Here is a 22,291-nt window from a genome sequence, read left to right on the forward strand (position 1 = left end):
GACCATGCGGGCTTCATGCGAACGCTCCGTCATCCGCATGCGGATGTTCGATCATCGGGCTGTCGGAAATATCGGCTTCGGGGACGGATGCGGCGGCAGGTTGCCGGACATGGGAACCCGGATCGGACGTATCGCCTGAGATCGTGGTGGAGGCAGTGCGATCGACCGCCCGTTTCAGTGCGCGCGATACCGCGTTGCGCATGGCGCGTAACTGCGTGTCGAGACTGGCGTCGACGGTGCCGCAGTCAGAGTCGCAGACGCAGCTACCCGGCGCAAGCCGTTTGTCGATATTGACCGATAGCGATATCGGATAGCCCAACTCCCGCCAACGCGCAGCGAGTCGATTGAATGTCGTTCGCGCTTGTTCGAAATCCTGAGGATTGACGGCGACATGCAGATAGGTTGCACCGTCGACCATCCGTTCGACAGTGGATAACGCACGTTCGAATAGCGCATCGTGATTTTGGACATGTACGATTTGCTCGACTGCCGACGTGACGATTTCGGCCAGCCGCGCGCACATGCGCTTCTGCATTTTTGTTTGCATGTCGGCAGATGCCGCGACTTGCTCCATCCATTCGGTGCGTGCTTGATCATATCCGTCGGCATAGCCGTGAGCTATCGCACTTTCGCAATCCCCGCGGGCCACGTCGAGCAGCTGCTTGGCTTTGTCCTCGGCCGCTGCGACGATCGATGCCGCTTGCGCATGCGCGTCTGCGAGAACCGCTGCACGCTCGTCGGCGAGCATGGCATACGCCTGCTCGAGCTCAAGCAGTTTGCCAAACGCGTCACGCGCAATGACGTCACCGGTTATGCCGAGCTCGGTATTGATTGCATCTGCGCCGATCTGAGCCGTTGCTGACTCATTGCGTCTTAGCCAAATAACCATGACCATGTTCCAAGCCAGTTCGGCAACTGTGAATACAGCCATGCGCTGCCGTTCGCATCGGTCTTTCCGGGCATGAACGCCGGTGCACCGCTGTCATGGCCGCCGTGCCTGAGCGCCAGTTGCAGCAGAGGGCGATATGACAGACCGTCGTGGCAGCCGTCACGCGTGAACAATACGAACCCTTCGTTGGCGAGCGTTGGGGCATCCAATGCATCGATCGGCAAATGGAGGCCGTGATCGGTCTCGAGTGTGTCCATCGGCGGCGCGTCGGCGATGAGCGTTTCGATATGGATGCCTGCCCATTCCGACAGTCTAGCCCACACGCGTTTATCGATCATTCGGCGTAGTTCGATGCGACGGAAAACAAGCGCGCGCATGCACAATACCTGCAACCCGACGGAGATCGGCAACATGTTCAGAAGTGCAAGATTCAATCGAGCCGGCGAGTTTGCCGGCGTTTCGAGCGCAGGCCGTTGGTACGCATCGGGATCGGGATGGATGACGTTTGCCGCTTCGGCGAGCGTGCGGGAACAGGCATGAAGTGCGTGTTTGCTTGTATGGGCGAGCGTGTGACGCCATTGTTCGACGATCGATTCATCGACGCACAGTATGGCCATATACCAGGAAGGGTGTGCCCATAGTGCAGCGTGCGACAGGTTGGCCTCATACGTTTCGCGCCGCGCGGCTGCGCGTTCGGATGGCGGGCGGGTCGGTTGGGTCTTCATATGAGTGGAAGATGCGGGCACACTGCGCGGCCCGGTCTCATCGAATTAGCGTGATCGTATTTTTCGGATGCGCTCGACTAGCGATGAGAATCCGTCGTTCCACCATTTCTTGGAAACAGTGCCTGAAGCGGGCTCTTGGCTACGGCCGGACATGTTGAACGGCATTTGTGCATCACCACCGGCCATTTGTCTTAAGTTGGCTGTCAAGCTTCGTTGGATGACGGCGAGCGCGACGATTAAGCCGATGACCAATGTCGCGATCAAGGTGCGATGTAGCCAGACATTGTGATCGGTGGCAGGAGCGGATACAGCATTGGTTGAGGTGTCGGCAAGATCCGCAGGCATCGCAATGACGCTCACCTGGTCGTATGTCAGCCCTTCGACGCTGTGCATGACGAGCGTTTTGATCTGTGGGATCCACGCGCGGACATCGGCTCCCGGACGGTATTTGATGAATACCGCCGCCGACGATGGCTTGATGGATTGAGCAAGCGGATCGTTATTCGGCAAGACGATCTGCACGCGGGCAACAAGTACGCCGTCGATTTTCGACAAGGTATCCGACAGCTCCTGCGATGTGCCGTAAATAAATCTGATCCGTTCCTCGGTTGGCGTGGATATCAAGCCATCCTTACGGAACAGATCACCGAGGTTATTGAATTTGCTGCGTGGCAAGCCATGCTCGCGCAGTACTTGCACAGCACGCACCAAGTTGGAGTCATCGACGTCCAGCGACCAGGTCTTGCCGTCCGAGGACGGATATTTCGATGACTCGATTTTCGATTCGAGCAGAACAGCCAGAATCTCGTTGGCGTCTTGCTCCGAAAGGCCCGTATATAGCTCTTTCTTACACCCGGATATAAAAATAAGTGTTGAAAATATAATAATTGGCAAAATGCGATTACTATATTTAAAAAATGCATTTCGCATGATTACAATCTGCTCGCGGAAGCGAAATTATAAATTTCGTTTTATTACTGGTTGCGCATCAACGTGTCGAGCGCCGATTTTGAGGAGTGCACTACTGCGATCTTTACCGACATGTTAGCTTGCACAGTGGCAATTTCTTTCATCATGTAGGCCGAGTTTGCTATGACCTCTTTCGTCGTGAGATAAGGAATGGAGTGAGATAGTTGGTTAATATGATTAACAACTTGTTGAAGTTGGCCATCGTGTAGCTGTGCCAATTTCAGCACAAAGGTTCCGTTGTATTCAGTCGGTTCTGGCGTAACCATCGGAGCTTGCTGCATCAATGTCCGAAAGCGCTCGACAAGGTGTGATGAAGGCGTGTCGAGCGGCGCTTGGGCATCTTTCCCTATATTTTCGATTGCCGCTTGCAGCAACTGATCTGTTATAGATCCGTTCATTTGTATGACTCCACTGGCTTCAGGCTCGCCGGAATGAATACATTGACGCATCCGGCGTGGGTTGAGTTTGCGCCTGCGCCGTATCGGGCTGCTCTCCTGCCATGCCGTCGGTATTGGCGAGCGCAGTGAGCCGTGCAACGGAGTCCGGTACGACAAACTCCGCTCCGTTCTGTGCGGCTTCCACTGCTCGCGTCAAATCGTCCCTTGCTTGGAGGGCCTGCACGAGATACCGGGTATCGGTGCTCGGAGAGATTTCCAATGCTTCTTCCGCAAAACGTTTCCATTCAGGATCGCTTTTCATCGACAGACAATATGCAAGTAGGGCCCTGGCCTGACCGAATTGGGGGGCTGCATCGCAAACGTCGCGAAGTATGTGAATTGCGCTATCCCAGTTGCTGCGCGTCATCTGTAAAACGCCATCCAGAGCATTGATTTCTGCGACGTGAGGACGCAGCACGTGCAATGCATCGAGTACCAGCTCGATATCGCTTTCGTCAGCAGACAGCTTGGGGAAATTGTCGAGCAGCGCAGTGGATATCGTTTCGACCAATCCACCCACGACGCCCGCGGGGCAATCCATATATTGGGGTTCTTGTACAGCCGTCATGGCGAAAGACCTCTTGGTGAAACATGCCGATAAGCGCCGGCGCGAAATGGAAAAAGCCGACTTCGCCTGAACTCTAGCAATCATTGAAAATTACATTTGATCGTTGAGCGAAAAAAAATCTAGCAGTACGAAATTTTATTTGCTCGCGAAATATTCACAATCTTTCACAAACTGGCTGGCAATCATGGCTACTTTGAATAGGTATAGTGTCGATCTCTTCGGAGTCCACATGTTTGAGTTGTAGTTAAAGGTGATGAATGATGTTTTCTATCTTATATTTTCCATTGCTTAATATTCAATCAATACGGTCCTGGTCTATTCCAACCGATCATATTGTCGACATGTTGCTCGACGGCCAAATTCTTACGGCTAGCAGAGTATTGCACCGTTGCAGTGAGGAGGGGGGGAGTGGCGCGCATGCGTCGCGCGTGCTGCAACTGGTTGCGGATTTGCAAGTCTGCCTCGGTATGGAAGTGGAGGCTGAAGAGAATTATCAACGATCCCAACACATGATTCGTTCTTCAAAACGGGAATTGCGAGTCACGTCCTGTCGCAACGCCGCATGGCAGGCGCTGTATCGTTATCGGCCAAGTACGGCGCTATCGTGTTTCGCGCGCATCATCGCTTGGACTGAGGACATAGGACTGGAGCAGGAGTTGGAAGCTAGGTTCGGCATGATCTGCGCGCTATACGCTATGGGGCGTGTCGATGAAGTTGCTGAGGCGCTCGGTGTGCTCGAGGAGCGAATTCACGAAAGTCCGGAGGTGGATGAACTCTGGAAGGCTTTGATAGAAGCGATACGATTCGATATCACCGTTCAAATAGAAATGCACTGTTCAAACGCGCTGAGCGATCATGCGTACTGGCGCTCTGGGCTCGATTCGGTGGATGGCCAGTGGATGCAGAGAAAGGTGCCGAGCGTATCGCCAAATGTGTTGCGTGCCCGAATCGAATACGTGCAGAAACTAAGAGAGATGATGAGTGGCGTGTATAGCGCGGCGAGCTCGGCAAATGTTCATTTATGTTGGGCATGTAAATTAGGAATGCAAAATTATCAAAGAACCGTGCGTCTTGAAATCGCGATGGCAGGCTTGATTGGTAGTGTTCCGCAGGTTGCGGAAGCGGTGCTTGAACCGTTGCATCGAGATGGGCAAAGAGAGCTGACGGCCCATGCCAGGCTGGATTATTTGTACTGCACCGCGAAGACCGAACAGGCCCGCGGCCATATAGAAAAGGCGTGGCAGTGGTACAGCCGCTACACTTTGACTGCCATGCAGTGCCTTCGTGAAAATTCACGGTTGGCGCCGCTGCCAAATCGGGCGACGAAATTAAGAACCCCGGCAGACGATATCGATGCCCGGCTGCCCGTTCGCTATCGCCGAGCATATCATTTTATAATTGATAATTTGAATCGAAGTGATCTGTCGATCTGTGAGATTGCCGCGGAAATCAATCTAACGGAGCGAGCCCTTCAATGGGCGTTCCGAAAATATCTCGGCTTGTCTCCAACAGAGTTGATTCGCGATATGAGAATGGAGCGTATTCGGGAGGAATTGCTGAATGAACCGACGCGCAATGTATTAGAGGTGGCGAGGCGTTGGGGGGTGCGTAATTGCACGACGCTATTGAATGGATATCGAAAACAGTTTCATGAAGCCCCTTCGCAGACGCTTGCGCCGTGACTATCCATTAAATATTTTAATAGATATACCAAAATTTTCGGGGAAATCTCATGGCATTGTTGCGAGCCATCGCAGTGGCAATATTCTTGCTCGCCGGTGTGATTTGTGAGTCGAGTGCGAGGCCGATCCAGTGGCCTAGTAAGGTGGTGCATATTTCTGTTGAAGGCAAGGATCTGAAGGATGTGCTGCGCGATTTCGCGGCCAGTCAAAACATTCCTGCGCAGATCGCTCCAAACGTGCAGGGGACCGTTACTGGGCGATTCGATATGCCGCCTCAACGGTTTTTCGACACGCTTGCTGCGAGCTTTGGCTTCGTATGGTTTTACGACGGTGCGGTATTATCGATCAGCAACGCGAACGAAATGACTCGCCAAGTTATAAAGATGAACTACGCGAACACTCGTCAGTTGGCCGCGACCTTGAAAAAGATGAAGCTGTCCAACTCGAGGTTTCCGGTGACTTATGCTGAAGATGCTCGCACCGCAATCGTTACAGGGCCGGCGCAATATGTGCAGCTTGTGAACGATATCGCTCAACAACTCGATCAGAGCATAGCGAATCAGGCCGGCTCGGTAGTGCGCGTGTTCAAGTTGAACCACGCATGGGCGGCTGATCATAAAGTTCAAATTGACGGCGAGGCCGTTGTCATACCCGGAGTGGCAAACATATTGTCCCAACTGTATGCATCCAGTTCGACGTTGCGCAATTCTGGCGATGGGGCACTGCCGAATGTTGTAACATCGAATGTACGGCGTCTACGCCAACTGAGTGACGTAAATGGAAGTCCCAGCGGTAATGGGTATCCGCCACCGATACCGACACTTCCAGATTCGCCAGACGGTTCATTGGCAAACTTATTCAGTGGTAAGCCTCCTGCAGCTGGTGGCCCGGATGTCGATGCCGCTGACGGAAAAATTATTGTGAGCGGCAGTCGTGAAGTCCAGAGCGCCAACGAGAAGATGCTCCCGGTAATCGAAGCGAATCCAATGACCAACTCGGTGCTTATCCGTGATACACCCCAGCGTATCGAGCAGTATTCTTCGATAATCGAAAAGCTGGATGTGCAGCCTAAATTGGTAGAAATAGAAGCACACATTATCGAAATAGACGATGATGCGCTCAAGCAAATTGGTGTGGATTGGAGGGCGCATAGTAGCCATGTCGACGTGCAAACAGGAACAGGCACTAGGCAGCAAAATAATTATGATGGAACTCTCAACCCGAGTTTTGGACGGACGGCGGGCGATAATATTACTTTTCTGGATGCTACTCCGGTAGGAGCATCGATCTCGGCGGTATTGGGCAATGCGGGCCGTTATCTGCTTGCAAGGATCAATGCGTTCCAGCAAACTTCAAAGGCAAAGATAGATGCGACGCCGAAGGTGGCCACGTTGGATAATGTGGAAGCCATCATGGATAGTAAGACGCGATTCTTTATACCCGTGTCGGGTTATACAGGCGGAGCCTTGTATAACGTATCAGTTGGTACTTCGTTGCGCGTTTTGCCTATGGTTGTGGAGAGCGGCGGTGAAACCAAAATCAAACTCAATGTGCATATTGAGGAAGGGAGTATTACGAAGGGGGAAGTCAAGGAGATTCCAATTATCAAAACAAGTGAAATTAATACGCAGGCTTTTGTTGGAGAGAATGAAAGTTTGCTGATTGCTGGATATAAGGTGGAAAAGCAATCGAGTGCTGAGTATGGTGTGCCGGTGCTGTCTAAAATCCCGTTTCTTGGTGCGCTATTCCGTAGCCGGGATAATGAAAATTCTCGAATGGAGCGTATATTTTTGATTACTCCGAAAGTGTTGTCATTCTAAGTAAGGTGATAATCGCTTTGTGAAGCGTCGGGGTTGATTGCCGGTGGCCGAGATTTTCATCTTGAAATTCGGGATTTTTCTCGCCACTAGGCTGAATACACTTTCGCGATGATGGCATCTGGGAGTTTGTAATGCATTTTTGATGGCCGCGGATGCGGTGGAGAGATTCAAAGACGTGGATTGTTCGATCGAGGCCAACATTAAGTTTATTTCCATGTCGGTGATGTCTGTTGTCTCTGATTTATATCGAACGTATGGATAGGGCATGGTGATATTGAAGTTGTGCAAATGTTTCAAGGGCTATGTCTTGAAAAAGCATCAGCTTTGCGTTCCCATGACATCCATTCGGTAGCCGTGTCCGTACACGGAAACGAGCCGGACTCCATTTTCCGGGCGTAGTTTCATCTTGAGGCGGATTTTGGCGACGTGTGTATCGAGAGATCGGGAAACAACGCTGCCACCATACCCCCAAATCACTGCCATCAAATGCTCTCGAGTAAGAATTTCGCCGGCATGCCGAAAGAATAGTGCTGCGACTTTGAATTCCTTCGGCGTGAGCAAAATGGGAGCGCCGCGATAGTAGCAAAGTCTATTAGCCAAATCGATCAGATAATCACCGATCATTATCGATTGATCCGCTGATTTTCTCCTTTGTCTGGAACGATTCAGCTGAACATTGATTCTCGCAATGAGTTCGGTTTCGCCGAATGGCTGAATAATATAGTCGTCGGCTCCGGCCGCCAGTATTTTGGCAACGCAATTTTCCTGATTTTGATGCAATAAGAAAATTACTGGAACGTGTGTGCTCAAATTGCTTCTTGCCCACATCAACACATCGTAGCCGGTTACAAATGGGGCATCCCAGTTGAGTAGCAGGAGATCGAATTTATTTCTCTTTAGCTTCGATATTAATCTTTCTCCGTCTTCGAAGGGAAGGCAGTTGTATCCGTGAGCGATCAATGTCGGCTGAATTTTTTTTATACCATGTGAGCCGAACTCTAAATATGCAATCTTTGCCATAATGAACCAAAACAATAACACTTTAACGGAAATTTTGATTCCGGTCGATGCTTGATTTCTGTGCGACGATGAATCAATAAGAGCGATGCCAATGTGTGGTGGGTACCGATTGGGGGTGGTTATGAATTTTGACGTGTTTTGTGTGCTCCTTGATCGGCTTGGACGAATGCCGTGAGTGCTTGATGCATTTTTCGGTGTACCGGCCGATTGACTGAAGAGTATTGCGCCTTGAAGGAAAATGTTTGAGTGTCAATGGTGCCGTGATGCATATCTGATTGATATCCTTATTTTCACTTAATTATCATATGTGATGGCGCATGATGTGAGTTGGAGCATGCCGTTCTAGAAAATTAATATGAAACTAATCGTCTGCCAGTGGCAAATGGTCTGGTTTGCGAGGGCTCGGTTTCGATCGGACGTAGCATGAGTTCCGCCGGATGCGGACGGATCGAGCATGACAAAAATATCGGTATCGCCCGATTCAAGCTCATGCAAGCTGCATCAAATTTTCTGAATAGCAGAGTCTTTACGAAAGCTCGTGTTGCAATTCTTTGCTTGTGTCACTGTACGCAATTGCCGGCGCTATTGTCAATCAGATTGTCAATGGTTGACGTTTATTTTTTATGATAATTATTGTTATTATAGTGGTATTTATATGCGGAGGTTTTAGGTGGGTTGCGGTGTATTGTGGCAATATTTTTGTTGGTTGCATTGATTCTGGCGGGATTGGGTGGGTGTGTCACGTATTTGATGTGAAATTTGATCAAGCCGGACGATGCAGGGTTGATTTGAAATTTTTAATCCGAAACCGGGTGAAATGAATTAATCAGTTGATCGACATCGTGCCATAAGTCAACTCATCGTTGCGCGGCGAACCTACTTTACGCGCAACGGTTGGCGCCAGGCTTGGCTGCCCGTGCGTCTGCCGGAGTGTATAGTCGCCCCGATGCCGGCGAGCCCGCCAGCCTGGCGGCGAAGCTCGGGATTCGCTGCGCTCGACGGCTATCGTTCATACAGGGTGTGTTGCGTCGCAGCATTTGTCCTCGGCACGTCTTATGTCCCCCGAAATTTATACAGGTGTTCGAAAATTACGATTTGACTCATGCCCTGCTTTCGGTTGAAGCTAACGGCTTGCTGTCCGAAGGGGGCTGTATCTGCATGAGTTCGATTTTGACTGTTCGTCGTATTACCGCGGATCAGGGCGGTGTGTATCGCGAACTGCGTGCGGCTTCGCTGCGCGAGCCCTTTGCGAGCGGCGAGACGCCCGAAGCCGAGTTAAGAGTCGATGCGGCCGCTGCAGCCGCGATCGTGGAGCGTCGCGCGTCGTCTGACGAATCGACGACGTTCGTGCTGTATACCGAAGGCCATCCGGCCGGCATGATCGGTGCTTATTTCAACGCCACGCCCGAGCGGCGCGCGTTCGTGAGCGAGTTGTGGGTCGCGCATGCGGTGCGTCATCTGCGCGGCGGCGTGCTGCTCGTCGATACGGCGCGCAATTGGTTGGCCGAGCGCGGCGCCGTCGAGGTTTATGCATGGATTGCCGATCAGAACCGTGTCGCGATCCGCTTCTATGAGCATGTCGGTTTTGCCGATACCGGCGAGCGCGCGCCAATCGCGCGCGTGCCCGGCGCGCTGAAATCGCTGTTTGTCTGCCGCCGGCGCGTGTAAGAAAGCATCTTTCGTGCGCGCGATTCGCGAGCCTTGCAGCGCCGTATCCCGGCGGAGCGCCATCGGCGGCGCTGGGCCGCGCGCGCCCGAAAATATGGCCGTCTGCGTGGACCCCTGTAAAATACGCAAAATTTTTTTGCAGAACGTCCATGTCGCTAAAAAAATCGCCATTCTTCGAACTGCGCAGCGGTTCGGTCGACACGTTGCTGTTCACCGTGAAAACCACCGATCTCGATGCGCTGCGCGCCGAGTTGGTCAAACGTTTCGAAGCGACTCCCGAATTTTTTGCGGATGACGTCGTTGCGATCGACGTGCGCCGGCTTGCGGATGGCGAGCGCGTGCCGCTCGATGCGATCCGCCAGATGCTGGGCGACGTGCGGATGCGCGCGGTCGGCGTGGTCGCGCAGCATGCGCAGCACGCATGGGTTGCCGACGCCGGCTTGCCGTTGCTCGAGGCGCGCGACCGGCGCGGCGCGGCGCCGAAGACCGGCGAGGACGCGCTCGGCGAGACCGCGGCAGGCACGACGGGCGAGGCGGCCCAGTCGAACGAGTGGCAAGCGGCGGCGGGGGATGCCGCGCGCGCCGCCGAAGCGGACATGCCGGCGGCGGATGCGGTATCCGCGGCATCCGTCATCGCACCATACGCGGCGACGCTCGTGATCGACCGGCCGCTGCGTTCAGGACAACAGATATACGCGAAGGGAGACCTCGTGGTGCTCGGCCCGGTCAGTCATGGCGCCGAAGTCATCGCGCAAGGCAACATCCACATCTACGCGCCGCTGCGCGGCCGCGCTCTCGCGGGCGTGCACGGCAATCACGACGCGCGCATCTTCTGCACGTGTCTCGAACCGGAACTGATTTCGATCGCGGGTATCTATCGGACGACGGAGAATCCGCTGCCTGCCGAGGTGCTGGGCAAATCGGTGCAGATCCGGCTCGAACAGGAAAAACTGATGATCGAGCCGCTGCGCCTGACGTGATGGGCGGGCGCGGCAAACGGATCGGTCGGTTCTCATTGACGAACACAGGGTAGGTAAATGGCAAAAATCATCGTGGTGACATCGGGCAAGGGCGGCGTGGGCAAAACGACGACGAGCGCAAGCTTTGCCTCCGGCCTCGCGCTGCGCGGCCACAAGACGGCCGTGATCGACTTCGACGTTGGTCTGCGCAATCTCGATCTCATCATGGGCTGCGAGCGCCGGGTCGTGTATGACCTTGTCAACGTGATCCAGGGCGAAGCGAACCTGAATCAGGCGCTCATCAAGGACAAGAAGTGCGAGAACTTGTATATCCTGCCGGCGTCGCAGACGCGCGACAAGGATGCGCTCACGCGTGAGGGCGTCGAGAAGGTCATCAACGATCTGGTTGCGATGGATTTCGAGTACATCGTTTGCGATTCGCCGGCAGGCATCGAGGCGGGCGCGCTGCACGCGATGTACTTCGCGGACGAGGCGCTGATCGTGACCAATCCGGAAGTGTCGTCGGTGCGCGACTCCGATCGCATTCTCGGCATTCTGTCGTCGAAGACGAAACGCGCGACGGAAGGCAAGGAGCCGATCAAGGAGCACCTGCTCATCACCCGCTACAACCCGAAGCGCGTGAGCGAAGGCGAGATGCTGTCGCTCGACGACATCAGCGAGATCCTGCGTATCAAGCTGATCGGCGTCGTGCCGGAGTCCGAGGCGGTGCTGCACGCGTCGAACCAGGGGCTGCCCGCGGTGCATCTGGACGGCACCGACGTCGCCGAAGCGTACAAGGACATCGTTGCGCGCTTTCTCGGCGAGGACAAGCCGCTGCGCTTCATCGATTACCAAAAGCCGGGCCTGCTGCAGCGCCTCTTTGGCAACAAGTAACGGAGGCGCGCCATGTCGATACTGTCGTTTCTGCTCGGCGAGAAGAAGAAGTCCGCGGCCGTCGCGAAAGAACGGTTGCAGCTCATCATCGCGCACGAGCGGGTGGGCGGCCGTCCGCCCGCCGATTATCTGCCGGCGTTGCAAAAGGAACTCGTCGCCGTCATTTCGAAATATGTGAAGATTTCGAACGATGACATCCGCGTGAGCCTCGAGCGCCAGGACGATCTGGAAGTGCTCGAGGTGAAGATCGAGATTCCCCAGGCCTGAGGCCGCGCCGCCGCTTCGTTGTCCGCCATGTGCGCGGCGCCGTGGCGCCGCGCGTGTCTTACTTCCGGTTGCACTCTCGGACGCTCCGTAATAGAGCGCCGGTCCGCCTTTTCGCTCCTCCGAGCATTGAATGAATGCGCGCGCATCGCGCGTTCATTCATTCTCGGAGGCGGTGATGTCGTTCTCTATTCGTCGTGTTGCGTGGCCGCTTGCCGTTGCCGGTGCGGCTGTTTGCGTGCTTGCGCCGCTTGCCGCAAGCGCGGAGGAAATCGTTGTCGCGCAGGTCGTGCCCGGCGTGGTGGTCGAGCCGGCGGCTCCTGAAGTTATCGTGGTCGCGCCGAGCGCGCCACCGCCCGTGCGTTATGAGGTCGCGCCGGCGCCGCGCGTCGGCTATGTATGGGATCGCGGCCACTGGCATTGGGATCATGGCCGCTACGTGTGGATAGCAGGGCATTGACAGGCCGAGCGCGTCGGCATGCATTGGGTGCCGGGGCGCTGGGTGCCGCGCGGGCCGAACTGGGTCTGGGTTGGCGGTCATTGGGCATGAGCGGGAACGCGCGATGAAACGAACGTTTCGGGTGCTCGCGCTTGTCACGTTGACGCTGGCCGGTTGCATCGAGGTGCCCGCGTGGCCGGTGTATGACCGGCCCGCGCCCGTCGTGATCTATTGACGAGGTCGTGGCGGCGGGTCGGCCGAAGGGAGTATGCCGTCGCGGGCAGGCGGCGAGGCGCTCGCCGCTGGCGCGGTTGCGTGGCGCGACGTATTCGTATCGGCGGCGCAGGCGGGGGCGTCAGTTCGGAAGGCGGGGCTTGCTCCGCCGTCGGCATAGCGGCGGGCGTCGATCTCGGCGCTAGCATGACTGCCGGCTTCGGCTTCGGCTTCGGCTTCGGCTTCGGCTTCGGCTTCGGCTCGCGCATCCGCGTCGGTTTCGTCGCGCAACGTATCGAGCGGATCGGCGGGCGCCGATGCGGCATCCACCGGCATCCTGACCGCCGTGATACCGGCGGGCGTGGCGTCGCGGGACGCGGCGGCGTGCGCCGGCTGCGGCGGCTTCAGATAGCGCTCGGCGAGCGCTTCATAGAGCGGCGGCACGAAAAAGCGCGACACGCGGCTGGCGATCAGCGCGGTCGCCATCAACGAGATCACCAGCGCGTGGCCGTTGATCATCTCCATGACGATCACGAACGACGTGATAGGCGATTGCGTGACGGCAGCGAGGTAGCCAACCATCGCAAGCGCGATCAGCATCGGCAGGTGCATGTCGCTGAACACGAAATGCAGCAGATTGCCGAATCCGGCGCCGATCGACAGCGACGGAGCGAAAATCCCGCCGGGGATGCCCGGCAGGTACGACGCGACCATCGAGATCATCTTCAGGAACGGATACAGTGCGGGCAATTGTTCATGGCCATCGAGCAGGCCGCGCGCCTCCGCGTAGCCGCTGCCGAACGTCGTGCCGCCCGAGACGAGGCCGGCGAACGCGATCGCCAAACCGCACCCGGCCGCGAATACGATCGGCCGCTCGCGATATAGCGACAGCAGCCTTGCCGGCAGCCATCGGCTGGTGTTCAGCAGCAGCCAGCCGAACAGGCCGCCCGCGATGCCGGTGACGAGCGCCGTCAGCAGCACGGCGGCAGCAAGCGCTTTGGGGAAATGCGGGCCGATTTCGATCGTGCCGAAATACGTGTAATTGCCGTTCAGGCCGAGCGCGATCACGCCGGCGATGATGATGGCCGTGATCAGCACGCCGCTTGCGCGTGCGGAGAAGCTGCGGCTCAGCTCCTCGATAGCGAACACGATGCCGGCGAGCGGCGTATTGAACGCGGCCGACAGTCCGGCCGCCGCGCCCGCGAGCACGAGCTGCCGCTCGATTAGCGCGTTCGAGCGCGGATAGAAGCGGCGCAGGTTGAACATCAGCGACGCGCCGATTTGCACGGTCGGCCCTTCGCGGCCAATGGTGAAGCCGCCGAGGATGCCGAGCAACGACACAACAACCTTGCCGAACAGAATGCGCAACGTCAGCAGACGGGAACCAAACGCGCCCGGCTGCGCGTGCAGCGTGGCGATCACCTGGGGAATGCCGCTACCTTCCGCGCCGCGGAAGAAGCGGCGCGTGAGCCAGACCGATAGCGCCGCAATTGCCGGGGTGAGCACGAAAGGCAGCCATACGTAACGATGCTGGAGTGCACGGAACGCGTCGTAGCCGCGATCGATAAGCCGCGCATACAGCACGGCGATCAGGCCCACGGCGATTGCGCCGAGCCAGAACACACCGTACTGGCGCCAGATGCGTTGCGTGCGGCGCGCGAGGGACGGGAGCAGGCGGTGGCGTGGCATGGGCGGCGGCGCTGACAAAATTGCAATTATAGAGAGCGTCGCACGCGAGATTTTGCATGAGAGGGGGCGTAATCAAGTTGAAATATGAGTTGAACCCAGGCGCCACGGCTAATCGCGTGTCGCCGGCCGCCCGCGCTCCGGCGAAACGGCCGGCAGCCTGTGCCATATAAAGCGCGAACGTTGCCGAGCTAGGCAAGCAGCAGTTCGAGCACGACGATGGCCGCGATCGCCATGAGATTGGCCACGAGCGCTTCGCCTGCGACGCCGAGCCAGGTTCGGGGTCGGAAGCGCGCCGCCAGCAGCAGCGCGCAGCCGAGGGCCAGCGCGACGATCAGCACGAGGTCGGAATTTTGCAGATGGATGAAATGCATGGCGACAATCCCTTGACGGCCGGAACACAACGGCCGCTCACCGGCTGCGGCAGCGCCGGCGAGCGTCTGATCGAGTATAGGCGCGCCGGTGCGCGGCGCAAACGCGGGCCGCGATACGGGCGTGACAACGCGGCTGACGTGAAGCCGTCGGCGGGCGTCGGCCGGCGAACGATATGGCTGATTCCGCGCAACGCGAATCCGTTTCGTCATGCGGCCACCACCCGCCCATTGCGCTCAGGCAAGCGGCGTATCGCGGGTTTCACGCATCAGCAATACGCCGACCAAACTGAGCGCCGCCGCGATGGACACATAGGCGCCAACCCATGCCAGCCCGCCGCGCGCCGCGAGCAGTTGCGCGATATACGGTGCGATCGATGCGCCGAGAATGCCGCCGAGGTTGTAGGCGACGCCCGCGCCGGTATAGCGGACAGGCGTCGGAAAGAGTTCGGGCAAAAGCGCGCCCATCGGGGCGAACGTGACGCCCATCAGGAACAGCTCGATCGTCAGGAACAGCGCGACGAGCGGCGTCGAGCCGCTGCCGAGCAGCGGCGCCATCGCGAAACCGGACAACAGCGCGGCGGCCGACCCGGCGATCAGCACCGGCCTGCGGCCGAAGCGATCGGCTGCGGCGGCGGCCAGCGGCGTCGCGAGTGCCATGAACAGCACCGCGAAGCACAGCAGGCCGAGGAAGCGCTCGCGCGGCATGTGCAGCGTAGTCACGCCATACGATAGCGAGAACACCGTCGAGATATAGAACAGCGTGTAGCAGACGATCATCGCGAGCGCGCCGAGCAGCGTCGGCCGCCAGTGGTGCGCGACGAGGGCCGCGATCGGCACGCGCACGCGCTCGTGGCGATCGAGCGTTGCCTGGAAAGCGGGCGTCTCCGCGATCTTCAGGCGCACGTACAGGCCGAGCGCGACGAGCACCGCGCTGACGACAAACGGAATGCGCCAGCCCCACGCGCGGAATTGCGCATCCGATAGCGACAGCGCGAGCGCGAAAAACAGGCCGTTCGACGCGAGAAAACCGATCGACGGGCCAAGCTGCGGAAACATGCCGAACCAGCCGCGTTTGCCGGGCGGCGCGTACTCGGTTGCAAGCAGCGCGGCGCCGCCCCATTCGCCGCCGAGGCCGATGCCCTGGCCGAAGCGCAGCACGCACAGCAGAACGGGCGCAAGCGTGCCGATCGTGTCATAGCTGGGCACGAGGCCGATCGCGGTCGTCGAGATGCCCATCACCAGCAGCGACGCGACGAGCGTCGATTTGCGGCCGATCCGGTCGCCAAAATGGCCGAACAGGAACGAGCCGATCGGCCGCGCGACGAAGGCGATGCCGAACGTGACGAAGGCCGACAGCGCTTGCGCGGTCGACGAGCCGTGCGGAAAGAACACGGGGCCGATCACGAGCGCGGCGGCGGTTGCGTACACATAGAAATCGTAGAATTCGATTGCCGTGCCGATGAAGCTCGCGAACACGATGCGCCGCTGCTCGCGTCTATCGGCCGTGCGCGGCGCGGCGGCAGCGGCGGGCTCGGATCGGCCGGGGGCCGGCGTCTGGGCCATTGACGAGCGGGTTTGCGACATCGATGTCTCCTTGGATGGTCTTTACGCATCGTTTATGGTGCGTGACGGGGGGCGGCCGCGAATCGCCTGCCGGCCGGCAGCCGGGTTGCGGCTCAGATTCCAAATCGAGGGGACCGCATCGCACGCGGTACGGCGCGGCGGCCCGAGCGAAGCGCCGCGCAAGCGATTCGCTCGCGGGGCGTCGATGCGCATCGCGCGGCGGGCCGATCGGGCTTGCCGCTTGCGCGCGGCCTGGCGGCCAAAGCGCGGTGCGGGCAATTATAGCGAGCTTGTCGGGGCCGTTTGGCGGATATCGCTTCGTATTGTGGGTGCCGCTTTGTGCAGCGCGTGCTCAGGTATCGCGCCGCAAGTCCGGCCTTACGCGAAAAAATCGCAGCGGGTGTTCAGGCACGCCGCCCACGTACCTCATGCACGTCATATGGCCGCCGCGGCCTTGCGCGTTTCGCGCTCAGTTGAGCGTCTGCGCTTGCGGCGATGCGATCGTGCGCAATTGGAATTCGCCGTCGTCGTTGAAGAGCCAGCTTTCCATCAGCTCGACTTCGCCATGGGCGTCGAGGATTCTCGCGGGCGGCGGCGGCAGCGGCGCGGCATGGCGCAGCGACGCGAGCGCGATGCCTTCGGCTTCGTCGTCGCCATTGCTGCGATAAACCGACGAGTTGACGAGCCGCCCGTTGCGATCGACGGTGAATGAAACGACGACGAGCGAGCGCAGCATCGCTTGTGGCGTACCGTGCAGCACGTGTTCCGGATTGCGCTCGGCGATGCGCCGCGCGATGCTCATGCGGTACTCCGCTGTTCCGGTTGCGGGCACGCCCGGCACAGGCGCGCCGACGTTCGGCGGCGTGATGGTGCAGGCGGTGAGCGCGGCCGCGCAGGCTGCCGCGGCGGCATTTCGCCAAGCGGCGAAGAGGCGGGGGGTGCGTGGTGTCATGATCGCCTCCTCGATGAGCGAAAGACCGTCGATTTCATGATAGGCGCCCGCCGGCGCGCATGCATCGGGACAAGCGAGCGGCGGCATGGTTCCGACGGCCCGGCGTTCGGCCGGGCGCCGGGCGCGTGACTCGGGCGCGCGGTTCGCGCATGCGGCTTCAGCGTATCGCTCGCACGGGCGGCGCGCGAAATATTCGTGCCGAAACGAAAAAACCCGCCAGGCCGAGGCAGCGCGGGCGGGATCGTTCTGGCGGAAGCGGTGAGATTCGAACTCACGGACGGTTGCCCGTCGCTGGTTTTCAAGACCAGTGCCTTAAACCACTCGGCCACGCTTCCACGGGCGTGCATTGTAACCGAAACGGCGCGTGCGGCGAACGTGAAGCAACGGTGTTTTCGCGTGCGCCGCACGCAATGCGTATTGCCGCGCCTATTCGTCGCGCAGAAACAGCGCCTGCAAATCGTTGAGAAAGCGCTGGCCAAGCGGCGTGGGCGCGATGCGCAGATGGTCGCGCGCGAGGAGGCCGCGCCGTTCGGCCTCGGCGAGCGCGGGCTCGATGGCCGTGACCGACATGCCGGTGCGCTCGGCGAAGCTTGCGATCGGCACGCCTTCGACGAGCCGCAGCGCATTCAGCATGAATTCGAACGGCAGCTCGCGCGGGCCGACCTCGCGCTCTTCCTGCACGCCGGCGCCGGCCTTCGCGCGCTCGATGAATGTTGCTGGATGCTTGTAGCGCGCCTGGCGCAGGATCCGGTTCGGAAATGACAGCTTCGTGTGCGCGCCCGCGCCGATCCCGAGATAGTCGCCGAAACGCCAGTAGTTGAGGTTGTGCTTGCATTGCCGGTGCGGCTTCGCATAGGCGGAGACCTCGTAGCGGGCGTAGCCCGCCTGCGCCGTGCGCTCGTGCAGCCAGTCCTGCATGTCGGCGGAGGCGTCGTCGTCCGGCACCGCGGGCGGAAATTTCGCGAAGTACGTGTTCGGCTCGAGCGTCAGGTGGTACAGCGACAGATGCGGCGGCGCGAACGACAGCGCCGTTTCGAGATCCGCGCGGCACTCGTCGAGCGTCTGGTTCGGCAACGCGAACATCAGGTCCAGATTGAAGTTGTCGAACGTTTTCGCGGCGATCTCGACTGCCGCGCGCGCCTGCGCGGCGTCGTGGATGCGGCCGAGCGCCTTCAGATGCGCTTCGTTGAAGCTCTGAATACCGATCGACAGGCGGTTCACGCCACTTGCGCGGAATTGCGCGAACTTCGCGGCCTCGAACGTGCCGGGGTTCGCCTCGAGCGTGATTTCCGCGTCGGCGTCGAGCGGCAGCAACGCGCGCACGTCGGACAACAGCCGGTCCAGTCCAGCCGCGGAAAGCAGGCTGGGCGTTCCGCCGCCGATGAAGACCGTGTGCACGTGGCGGCCCCAGACGAGCGGCAGCGCTGCTTCGAGATCGGCGCGTAGCGCGTCGAGATAATCCTGCTCGGGCAATGCACCGCCGTCTTTCCATTCGTGCGAATTGAAGTCGCAGTATGGGCACTTGCGCACGCACCACGGGAAATGCACGTACAGCGCAAGCGGGGGCAGCGACGCGAGCCGAACCTTGCCGGGTGCGGTGAACGTTGCGACGATGCGCGTGCCGTTGGCGGCAGCCTCGCTCATTGCGCCGCCTCGCGCATCGCTTGTTCGAGCCTGCCGGCAAGCGCTTGCAGCGCGAGCGCGCGATGGCTGATCGCGTTTTTCGCGGCAGGGTCGAGTTCGGCAGCCGTCGCGTTGAGCACCGGCACGAAGAAGTGCGGATCGTAGCCAAAACCGTGCGCGCCGCGCGGCGTGTCGACGATTTCGCCTGCCCAGCGCCCTTCGGCGACGATCGGCTCGGGATCGTCGGCATGGCGCACGAGCGCGAGCACGCAGCAGTAATACGCGCGCCGGTCGGCCACGTCGCGCAGTTGCTCGACGAGGTACGCGTTGTTTGCCGCGTCGCTCCTGTCGCGGCCCGCGCGCTGCGCGTAGCGCGCCGAGTAGACGCCAGGCGCGCCGCCGAGCGCCGGCACGCACAGGCCGGAATCGTCGGCGACGGCCGGCAGGCCCGTCGCGCGCGCCGCATGACGCGCCTTTTCTAGCGCGTTTTCGATGAACGTCACGTGCGGCTCGTCGGCTTCGGTCACGCCGAGTTCGCCTTGCGGCACCAGTTCGATGTCGAGCGGCGCGAACAGCGCCGCGAACTCGCGCAGTTTGCCTGGATTGTTCGATGCGAGGACGATACGCGACAGCGTTGCGCGTGTTGCTTTACCCGAGGCGCCGGTATGTACCGGGCCGTTTTCCCCGGCGTTCGGTGGAGGCGAAGGCTGCTTCACGTCAGACTCCCAGCGCCTGGCGCTGCAGGCGCACGAGTTCGCCGATGCCGGCCTGCGCGAGATCGAGCAGCGCGTTCATCTCGGCGCGCGAGAACGGTGCGCCTTCGGCCGTGCCCTGCACCTCGACGAGGCCGCCCGCCCCGGTCATCACGACGTTCATGTCGGTATCGCACTGGGAATCTTCCGCGTAATCGAGATCGAGCACCGGCGCGCCTTCGTACATGCCGACCGAGATCGCCGCGACGTGATCGGTGATCGGCGAGCGCGCGAGCTTGCCGGCCGTAACCAGCTTGGTCACCGCGTCGTGCGCGGCAACGAACGCGCCCGTGATGCTCGCGGTGCGCGTGCCGCCATCGGCCTGAATCACATCGCAATCGAGGTGCAGCGTCCGTGCGCCGAGCGCTTCGAGATCGAACACCGCGCGCAGCGCGCGGCCGATCAGGCGCTGGATTTCCTGCGTGCGGCCCGTTTGCTTGCCGCGCGCGGCTTCGCGGTCGCTGCGCGTGTGGGTCGCGCGCGGCAGCATGCCGTATTCGGCGGTGAGCCAGCCCTGGCCGCGATCGCGCAGGAATTCGGGCACGCGCTCGGCGATGCTCGCGGTGCAGATCACCTTGGTGTCGCCGAATTCGACGAGCACCGAGCCTTCCGCATGTTTGGTGTAGTGACGCGTGATGCGCACGTCGCGCAGTTGGTCGGCGCGGCGGGCGCTTGGGCGTGAGGGGGAATTCGTCATCGGAGCCATACGCATGAGGGAAACCCCGATTTTACCGCGCGCGCGCCGTGCCGACCCGCGGCCGGCGCGGGCAAAAATGGGATAATGCGCGTTTAGCGTCCCGCGCCTTGCCAAGCGCCGGGCGCCTCGAATCCTTCAGGGCCGCATGGCCCTTTCAACGACGGGACGAACGATGATCTACAGCATGACGGGATACGCGAGCGCGACGCGTGAGCTTGCGACGGCCGCGGGCAATGGCGGCACGAGCGTATCGGTCGAATTGCGGACCGTGAATTCGCGGTTTCTCGACCTCAACTTCCGGATGCCGGACGACGTGCGCGTGTGCGAGCCGCAGCTGCGCGAAATGCTGATGAACAAGCTGTCGCGCGGCAAGGTCGACATCCGGGTCAACCTGCAGCGCGGCGATCAGAGCGTGAGCGCGGGCGCGCTGAACCGCGCGGCGCTCGATCAGCTCGCCGAACTCGAGCGCGCGGTGCTCGACGCGTTTCCGGACGCGGAGCGTCTGCGCACGGGCGAAGTGCTGCGCTGGCCGGGCGTGCTCGCCGAAAGCGGCGTGAGCGCCGACGCGCTGCGCGACGCGGTGCTCGCGTGCGGCAAGGAGGCGCTCGCCGAACTCGTCGTCGTGCGCTCGCGCGAGGGCGCGCAGCTCGCGGCGATGCTGCTCGCGAACGTGGCGGAAATGGAGGCGATCGTCGCGCGCATCGCGCCGCTCGTGCCGGAGTTGATCGCCAAGCATCAGCAGAAGATCGTCGAGCGGCTGCAGGAGGCGCTGGGCGTCGCGGCGCCGGACGGCAGCGCGCCCGCCGTGTCGCGCGATGAGGCGGCCGAGCGCATTCGCCAGGAAGTGACGATGTACGGCATCCGGATCGATATCGCCGAGGAGCTGTCGCGGCTCACCGCGCACCTGTCCGAGACGCGCCATGTGATCGACAAGGGCGGGCGTGTCGGCAAGCGGCTCGACTTCATGATGCAGGAACTCAACCGCGAGGCGAACACGCTCGGCTCGAAGGCGGCGGCCAAGGAGCTTGCCGATGCGTCGATGGCGCTTAAGCTTTTGATCGAGCAGATGCGCGAGCAAGTGCAAAACCTGGAGTAACGTGACATGACCGATTCTCATCGCGACGGCGCAGGCGCACACGCGCCCGCGCATACGCTGCATGCCAGGGTTTATCCCGGCAATCTATTCATGGTGGTCGCGCCGTCGGGCGCGGGCAAATCGACGCTCGTCAACGCGCTGCTGTCGAAGGATCCGGCGATCTGCCTGTCGATCTCGTACACGACGCGCAAGCCGCGCCCCGGCGAGCAGGATGGCCAGCATTATCATTTCACGACGGTCGAGGATTTCCGCGAGCGTCACGCGCGGCACGAATTTCTCGAAAGCGCGGAGGTGCACGGCAACTACTACGGCACGTCGCGCGTGTGGATCGAAGAGCAAATGAAAAGCGGTCACGACGTGCTGCTCGAAATCGATTGGCAAGGCGCGCAGCAGGTGAAGAAACAGTTCCGCAACGCGGTCGGCATTTTCATTTTGCCGCCGTCGCTTGCCGCGCTCGAAGAGCGGCTCAAGAAGCGCGGGCAGGACGAACCGAACGTGATCACGCGGCGCCTGCTTGCCGCGGGCAGCGAGATCGCGCACGCGGCCGAGGCCGAGTATGTCGTGATCAACGAGACCTTCGAGCATGCGCTTGCCGAGCTCGAATGCATCGTCGCCGCGACGCGCCTGCGCTTCGCGTCGCAATATGCACGGCACACCGAACTATTCGTCGAGCTCGGCATTCATTTGCCGCATGCCGAGTGACGGATCGAACGGCGCGCATAAGGTAGAATAAGCACCATATTCTGAAGGAACGACCCAACATGGCTCGCATTACCGTTGAAGACTGCCTGAAGCAGATTCCGAACCGCTTCGAACTGGCGCTTGCCGCCACTTATCGCGCGCGGCAGCTCGCGCAAGGCCATACGCCGAAGATCGAAAGCCGCGACAAACCCACGGTGGTCGCGTTGCGCGAGATCGCGGCCGGCCAGGTCGGCGTCGAAATGCTGAAGAAAGTGCCGGTTTAAGGCACGGCCGGATTTCGTCAACCATGTAATCCCCCG

General features: G+C 59.9%; 22 protein-coding genes, 1 tRNA gene and 1 pseudogene. 10 read left to right on the forward strand and 14 right to left on the reverse strand.

Features of this window, described 5'->3' with window-relative positions; translation table 11 throughout:
• Positions 1–13: 13 nt before the first annotated feature.
• Genes sctL through WS68_RS06770 form a run of 5 tightly spaced genes read right to left on the reverse strand, consistent with a single transcriptional unit; the run spans position 14 to position 3,588 of the window.
• The gene (gene sctL / locus WS68_RS06750) at positions 14–931 is read right to left on the reverse strand and encodes a type III secretion system stator protein SctL (protein ID WP_331457842.1); all 918 of its coding nucleotides are present in this window, start codon (positions 929–931) and stop codon (positions 14–16) included.
• The gene (locus WS68_RS06755; protein ID WP_082709850.1) at positions 874–1,614 is read right to left on the reverse strand and encodes a type III secretion protein HrpB4; all 741 of its coding nucleotides are present in this window, start codon (positions 1,612–1,614) and stop codon (positions 874–876) included. Before WS68_RS06755 ends, sctL begins: the two co-directional genes overlap by 58 nt.
• Positions 1,615–1,659: 45 nt before the next feature.
• Complete coding sequence (gene sctJ / locus WS68_RS06760) at positions 1,660–2,544, reverse strand: type III secretion system inner membrane ring lipoprotein SctJ (protein WP_082709851.1); 885 nt, start codon at positions 2,542–2,544, stop codon at positions 1,660–1,662.
• A gap of 44 nt (positions 2,545–2,588) precedes the next feature.
• Positions 2,589–2,981, reverse strand: a complete 393-nt coding sequence (locus WS68_RS06765) for a hypothetical protein (protein WP_059570066.1) — start codon at positions 2,979–2,981, stop codon at positions 2,589–2,591.
• 19 nt (positions 2,982–3,000) lie between these two features.
• Positions 3,001–3,588: an HrpB1 family type III secretion system apparatus protein gene (locus tag WS68_RS06770; protein WP_059570067.1), complete on the reverse strand. Its 588-nt coding sequence runs from the start codon at positions 3,586–3,588 to the stop codon at positions 3,001–3,003.
• A 257-nt stretch (positions 3,589–3,845) separates the two neighbouring features.
• On the opposite strand from WS68_RS06770, the gene WS68_RS06775 reads away from it, so the two are divergent.
• Together WS68_RS06775 and sctC are read left to right on the forward strand one after the other, a co-directional pair.
• Positions 3,846–5,270 (forward strand): helix-turn-helix domain-containing protein, encoded by a 1,425-nt coding sequence (locus WS68_RS06775; RefSeq protein ID WP_082709852.1) that lies wholly within the window; start codon positions 3,846–3,848, stop codon positions 5,268–5,270.
• 50 nt (positions 5,271–5,320) lie between these two features.
• Positions 5,321–7,090, forward strand: coding sequence for a type III secretion system outer membrane ring subunit SctC (gene sctC / locus WS68_RS06780; RefSeq protein WP_059570069.1), 1,770 nt, complete (start codon positions 5,321–5,323; stop codon positions 7,088–7,090).
• Between the two features lie 318 nt (positions 7,091–7,408).
• Here the strand turns inward: sctC and WS68_RS25780 are convergent, their stop codons facing one another.
• Positions 7,409–8,110: a response regulator transcription factor gene (locus WS68_RS25780; protein WP_156429382.1), complete on the reverse strand. Its 702-nt coding sequence runs from the start codon at positions 8,108–8,110 to the stop codon at positions 7,409–7,411.
• Positions 8,111–9,130: 1,020 nt separating this feature from the next.
• Between WS68_RS25780 and WS68_RS06790 the strand changes: the two genes are divergently transcribed.
• From WS68_RS06790 to WS68_RS06810, 5 genes and pseudogenes are all read left to right on the forward strand, one after another.
• Positions 9,131–9,778, forward strand: a complete 648-nt coding sequence (locus tag WS68_RS06790; protein ID WP_231752961.1) for a GNAT family N-acetyltransferase — start codon at positions 9,131–9,133, stop codon at positions 9,776–9,778.
• Between the two features lie 149 nt (positions 9,779–9,927).
• Positions 9,928–10,758: a septum site-determining protein MinC gene (minC, locus tag WS68_RS06795; RefSeq protein WP_059570071.1), complete on the forward strand. Its 831-nt coding sequence runs from the start codon at positions 9,928–9,930 to the stop codon at positions 10,756–10,758.
• A gap of 57 nt (positions 10,759–10,815) precedes the next feature.
• Positions 10,816–11,631, forward strand: coding sequence for a septum site-determining protein MinD (gene minD, locus WS68_RS06800; protein ID WP_059519862.1), 816 nt, complete (start codon positions 10,816–10,818; stop codon positions 11,629–11,631).
• A gap of 12 nt (positions 11,632–11,643) precedes the next feature.
• Positions 11,644–11,898, forward strand: a complete 255-nt coding sequence (gene minE, locus WS68_RS06805) for a cell division topological specificity factor MinE (RefSeq protein ID WP_004186076.1) — start codon at positions 11,644–11,646, stop codon at positions 11,896–11,898.
• A 130-nt stretch (positions 11,899–12,028) separates the two neighbouring features.
• Positions 12,029–12,445: pseudogene (locus WS68_RS06810) on the forward strand (YXWGXW repeat-containing protein).
• A gap of 117 nt (positions 12,446–12,562) precedes the next feature.
• Here the strand turns inward: WS68_RS06810 and WS68_RS06815 are convergent.
• From WS68_RS06815 to rph, 8 genes are all read right to left on the reverse strand, one after another.
• A complete protein-coding gene (locus WS68_RS06815) occupies positions 12,563–14,236 on the reverse strand; it encodes a chloride channel protein (RefSeq protein WP_059570072.1) in 1,674 nt (557 codons plus the stop codon).
• Positions 14,237–14,424: 188 nt separating this feature from the next.
• The gene (locus tag WS68_RS06820; protein ID WP_059570094.1) at positions 14,425–14,607 is read right to left on the reverse strand and encodes a hypothetical protein; all 183 of its coding nucleotides are present in this window, start codon (positions 14,605–14,607) and stop codon (positions 14,425–14,427) included.
• A gap of 234 nt (positions 14,608–14,841) precedes the next feature.
• A complete protein-coding gene (locus WS68_RS06825) occupies positions 14,842–16,191 on the reverse strand; it encodes an MFS transporter (protein WP_231752962.1) in 1,350 nt (449 codons plus the stop codon).
• A 448-nt stretch (positions 16,192–16,639) separates the two neighbouring features.
• On the reverse strand, positions 16,640–17,122 hold the full coding sequence (locus WS68_RS06835) for a TonB family protein (RefSeq protein ID WP_059570095.1): 483 nt from the start codon (positions 17,120–17,122) through the stop codon (positions 16,640–16,642).
• A gap of 247 nt (positions 17,123–17,369) precedes the next feature.
• Positions 17,370–17,457 (reverse strand) — tRNA-Ser (locus tag WS68_RS06840).
• Positions 17,458–17,548: 91 nt separating this feature from the next.
• On the reverse strand, positions 17,549–18,766 hold the full coding sequence (hemW, locus tag WS68_RS06845; RefSeq protein WP_059570075.1) for a radical SAM family heme chaperone HemW: 1,218 nt from the start codon (positions 18,764–18,766) through the stop codon (positions 17,549–17,551).
• Positions 18,763–19,377 carry an RdgB/HAM1 family non-canonical purine NTP pyrophosphatase gene (gene rdgB, locus WS68_RS06850; protein WP_059570096.1) on the reverse strand — a complete coding sequence of 205 codons (615 nt, stop codon included), beginning with the start codon at positions 19,375–19,377 and terminating at the stop codon, positions 18,763–18,765. Before rdgB ends, hemW begins: the two co-directional genes overlap by 4 nt.
• Before the next feature lie 85 nt (positions 19,378–19,462).
• Positions 19,463–20,194 carry a ribonuclease PH gene (gene rph / locus WS68_RS06855; RefSeq protein ID WP_059570076.1) on the reverse strand — a complete coding sequence of 244 codons (732 nt, stop codon included), beginning with the start codon at positions 20,192–20,194 and terminating at the stop codon, positions 19,463–19,465.
• A 172-nt stretch (positions 20,195–20,366) separates the two neighbouring features.
• Between rph and WS68_RS06860 the strand changes: the two genes are divergently transcribed.
• From WS68_RS06860 to rpoZ, 3 genes are read left to right on the forward strand one after another with little or no spacing between them, the layout of a single operon-like run.
• Entirely contained in the window at positions 20,367–21,290 is a 924-nt protein-coding gene (locus WS68_RS06860; RefSeq protein WP_059570077.1) for a YicC/YloC family endoribonuclease, read from the forward strand.
• Positions 21,291–21,296: 6 nt separating this feature from the next.
• Positions 21,297–21,992, forward strand: coding sequence for a guanylate kinase (gene gmk / locus WS68_RS06865; RefSeq protein WP_059570078.1), 696 nt, complete (start codon positions 21,297–21,299; stop codon positions 21,990–21,992).
• Positions 21,993–22,051: 59 nt separating this feature from the next.
• The gene (gene rpoZ / locus WS68_RS06870; protein WP_006025620.1) at positions 22,052–22,255 is read left to right on the forward strand and encodes a DNA-directed RNA polymerase subunit omega; all 204 of its coding nucleotides are present in this window, start codon (positions 22,052–22,054) and stop codon (positions 22,253–22,255) included.
• Positions 22,256–22,291: the final 36 nt, after the last annotated feature.

Source organism: Burkholderia sp. TSV86 (assembly GCF_001522865.1).
Taxonomy (GTDB): Bacteria; Pseudomonadota; Gammaproteobacteria; order Burkholderiales; family Burkholderiaceae; genus Burkholderia.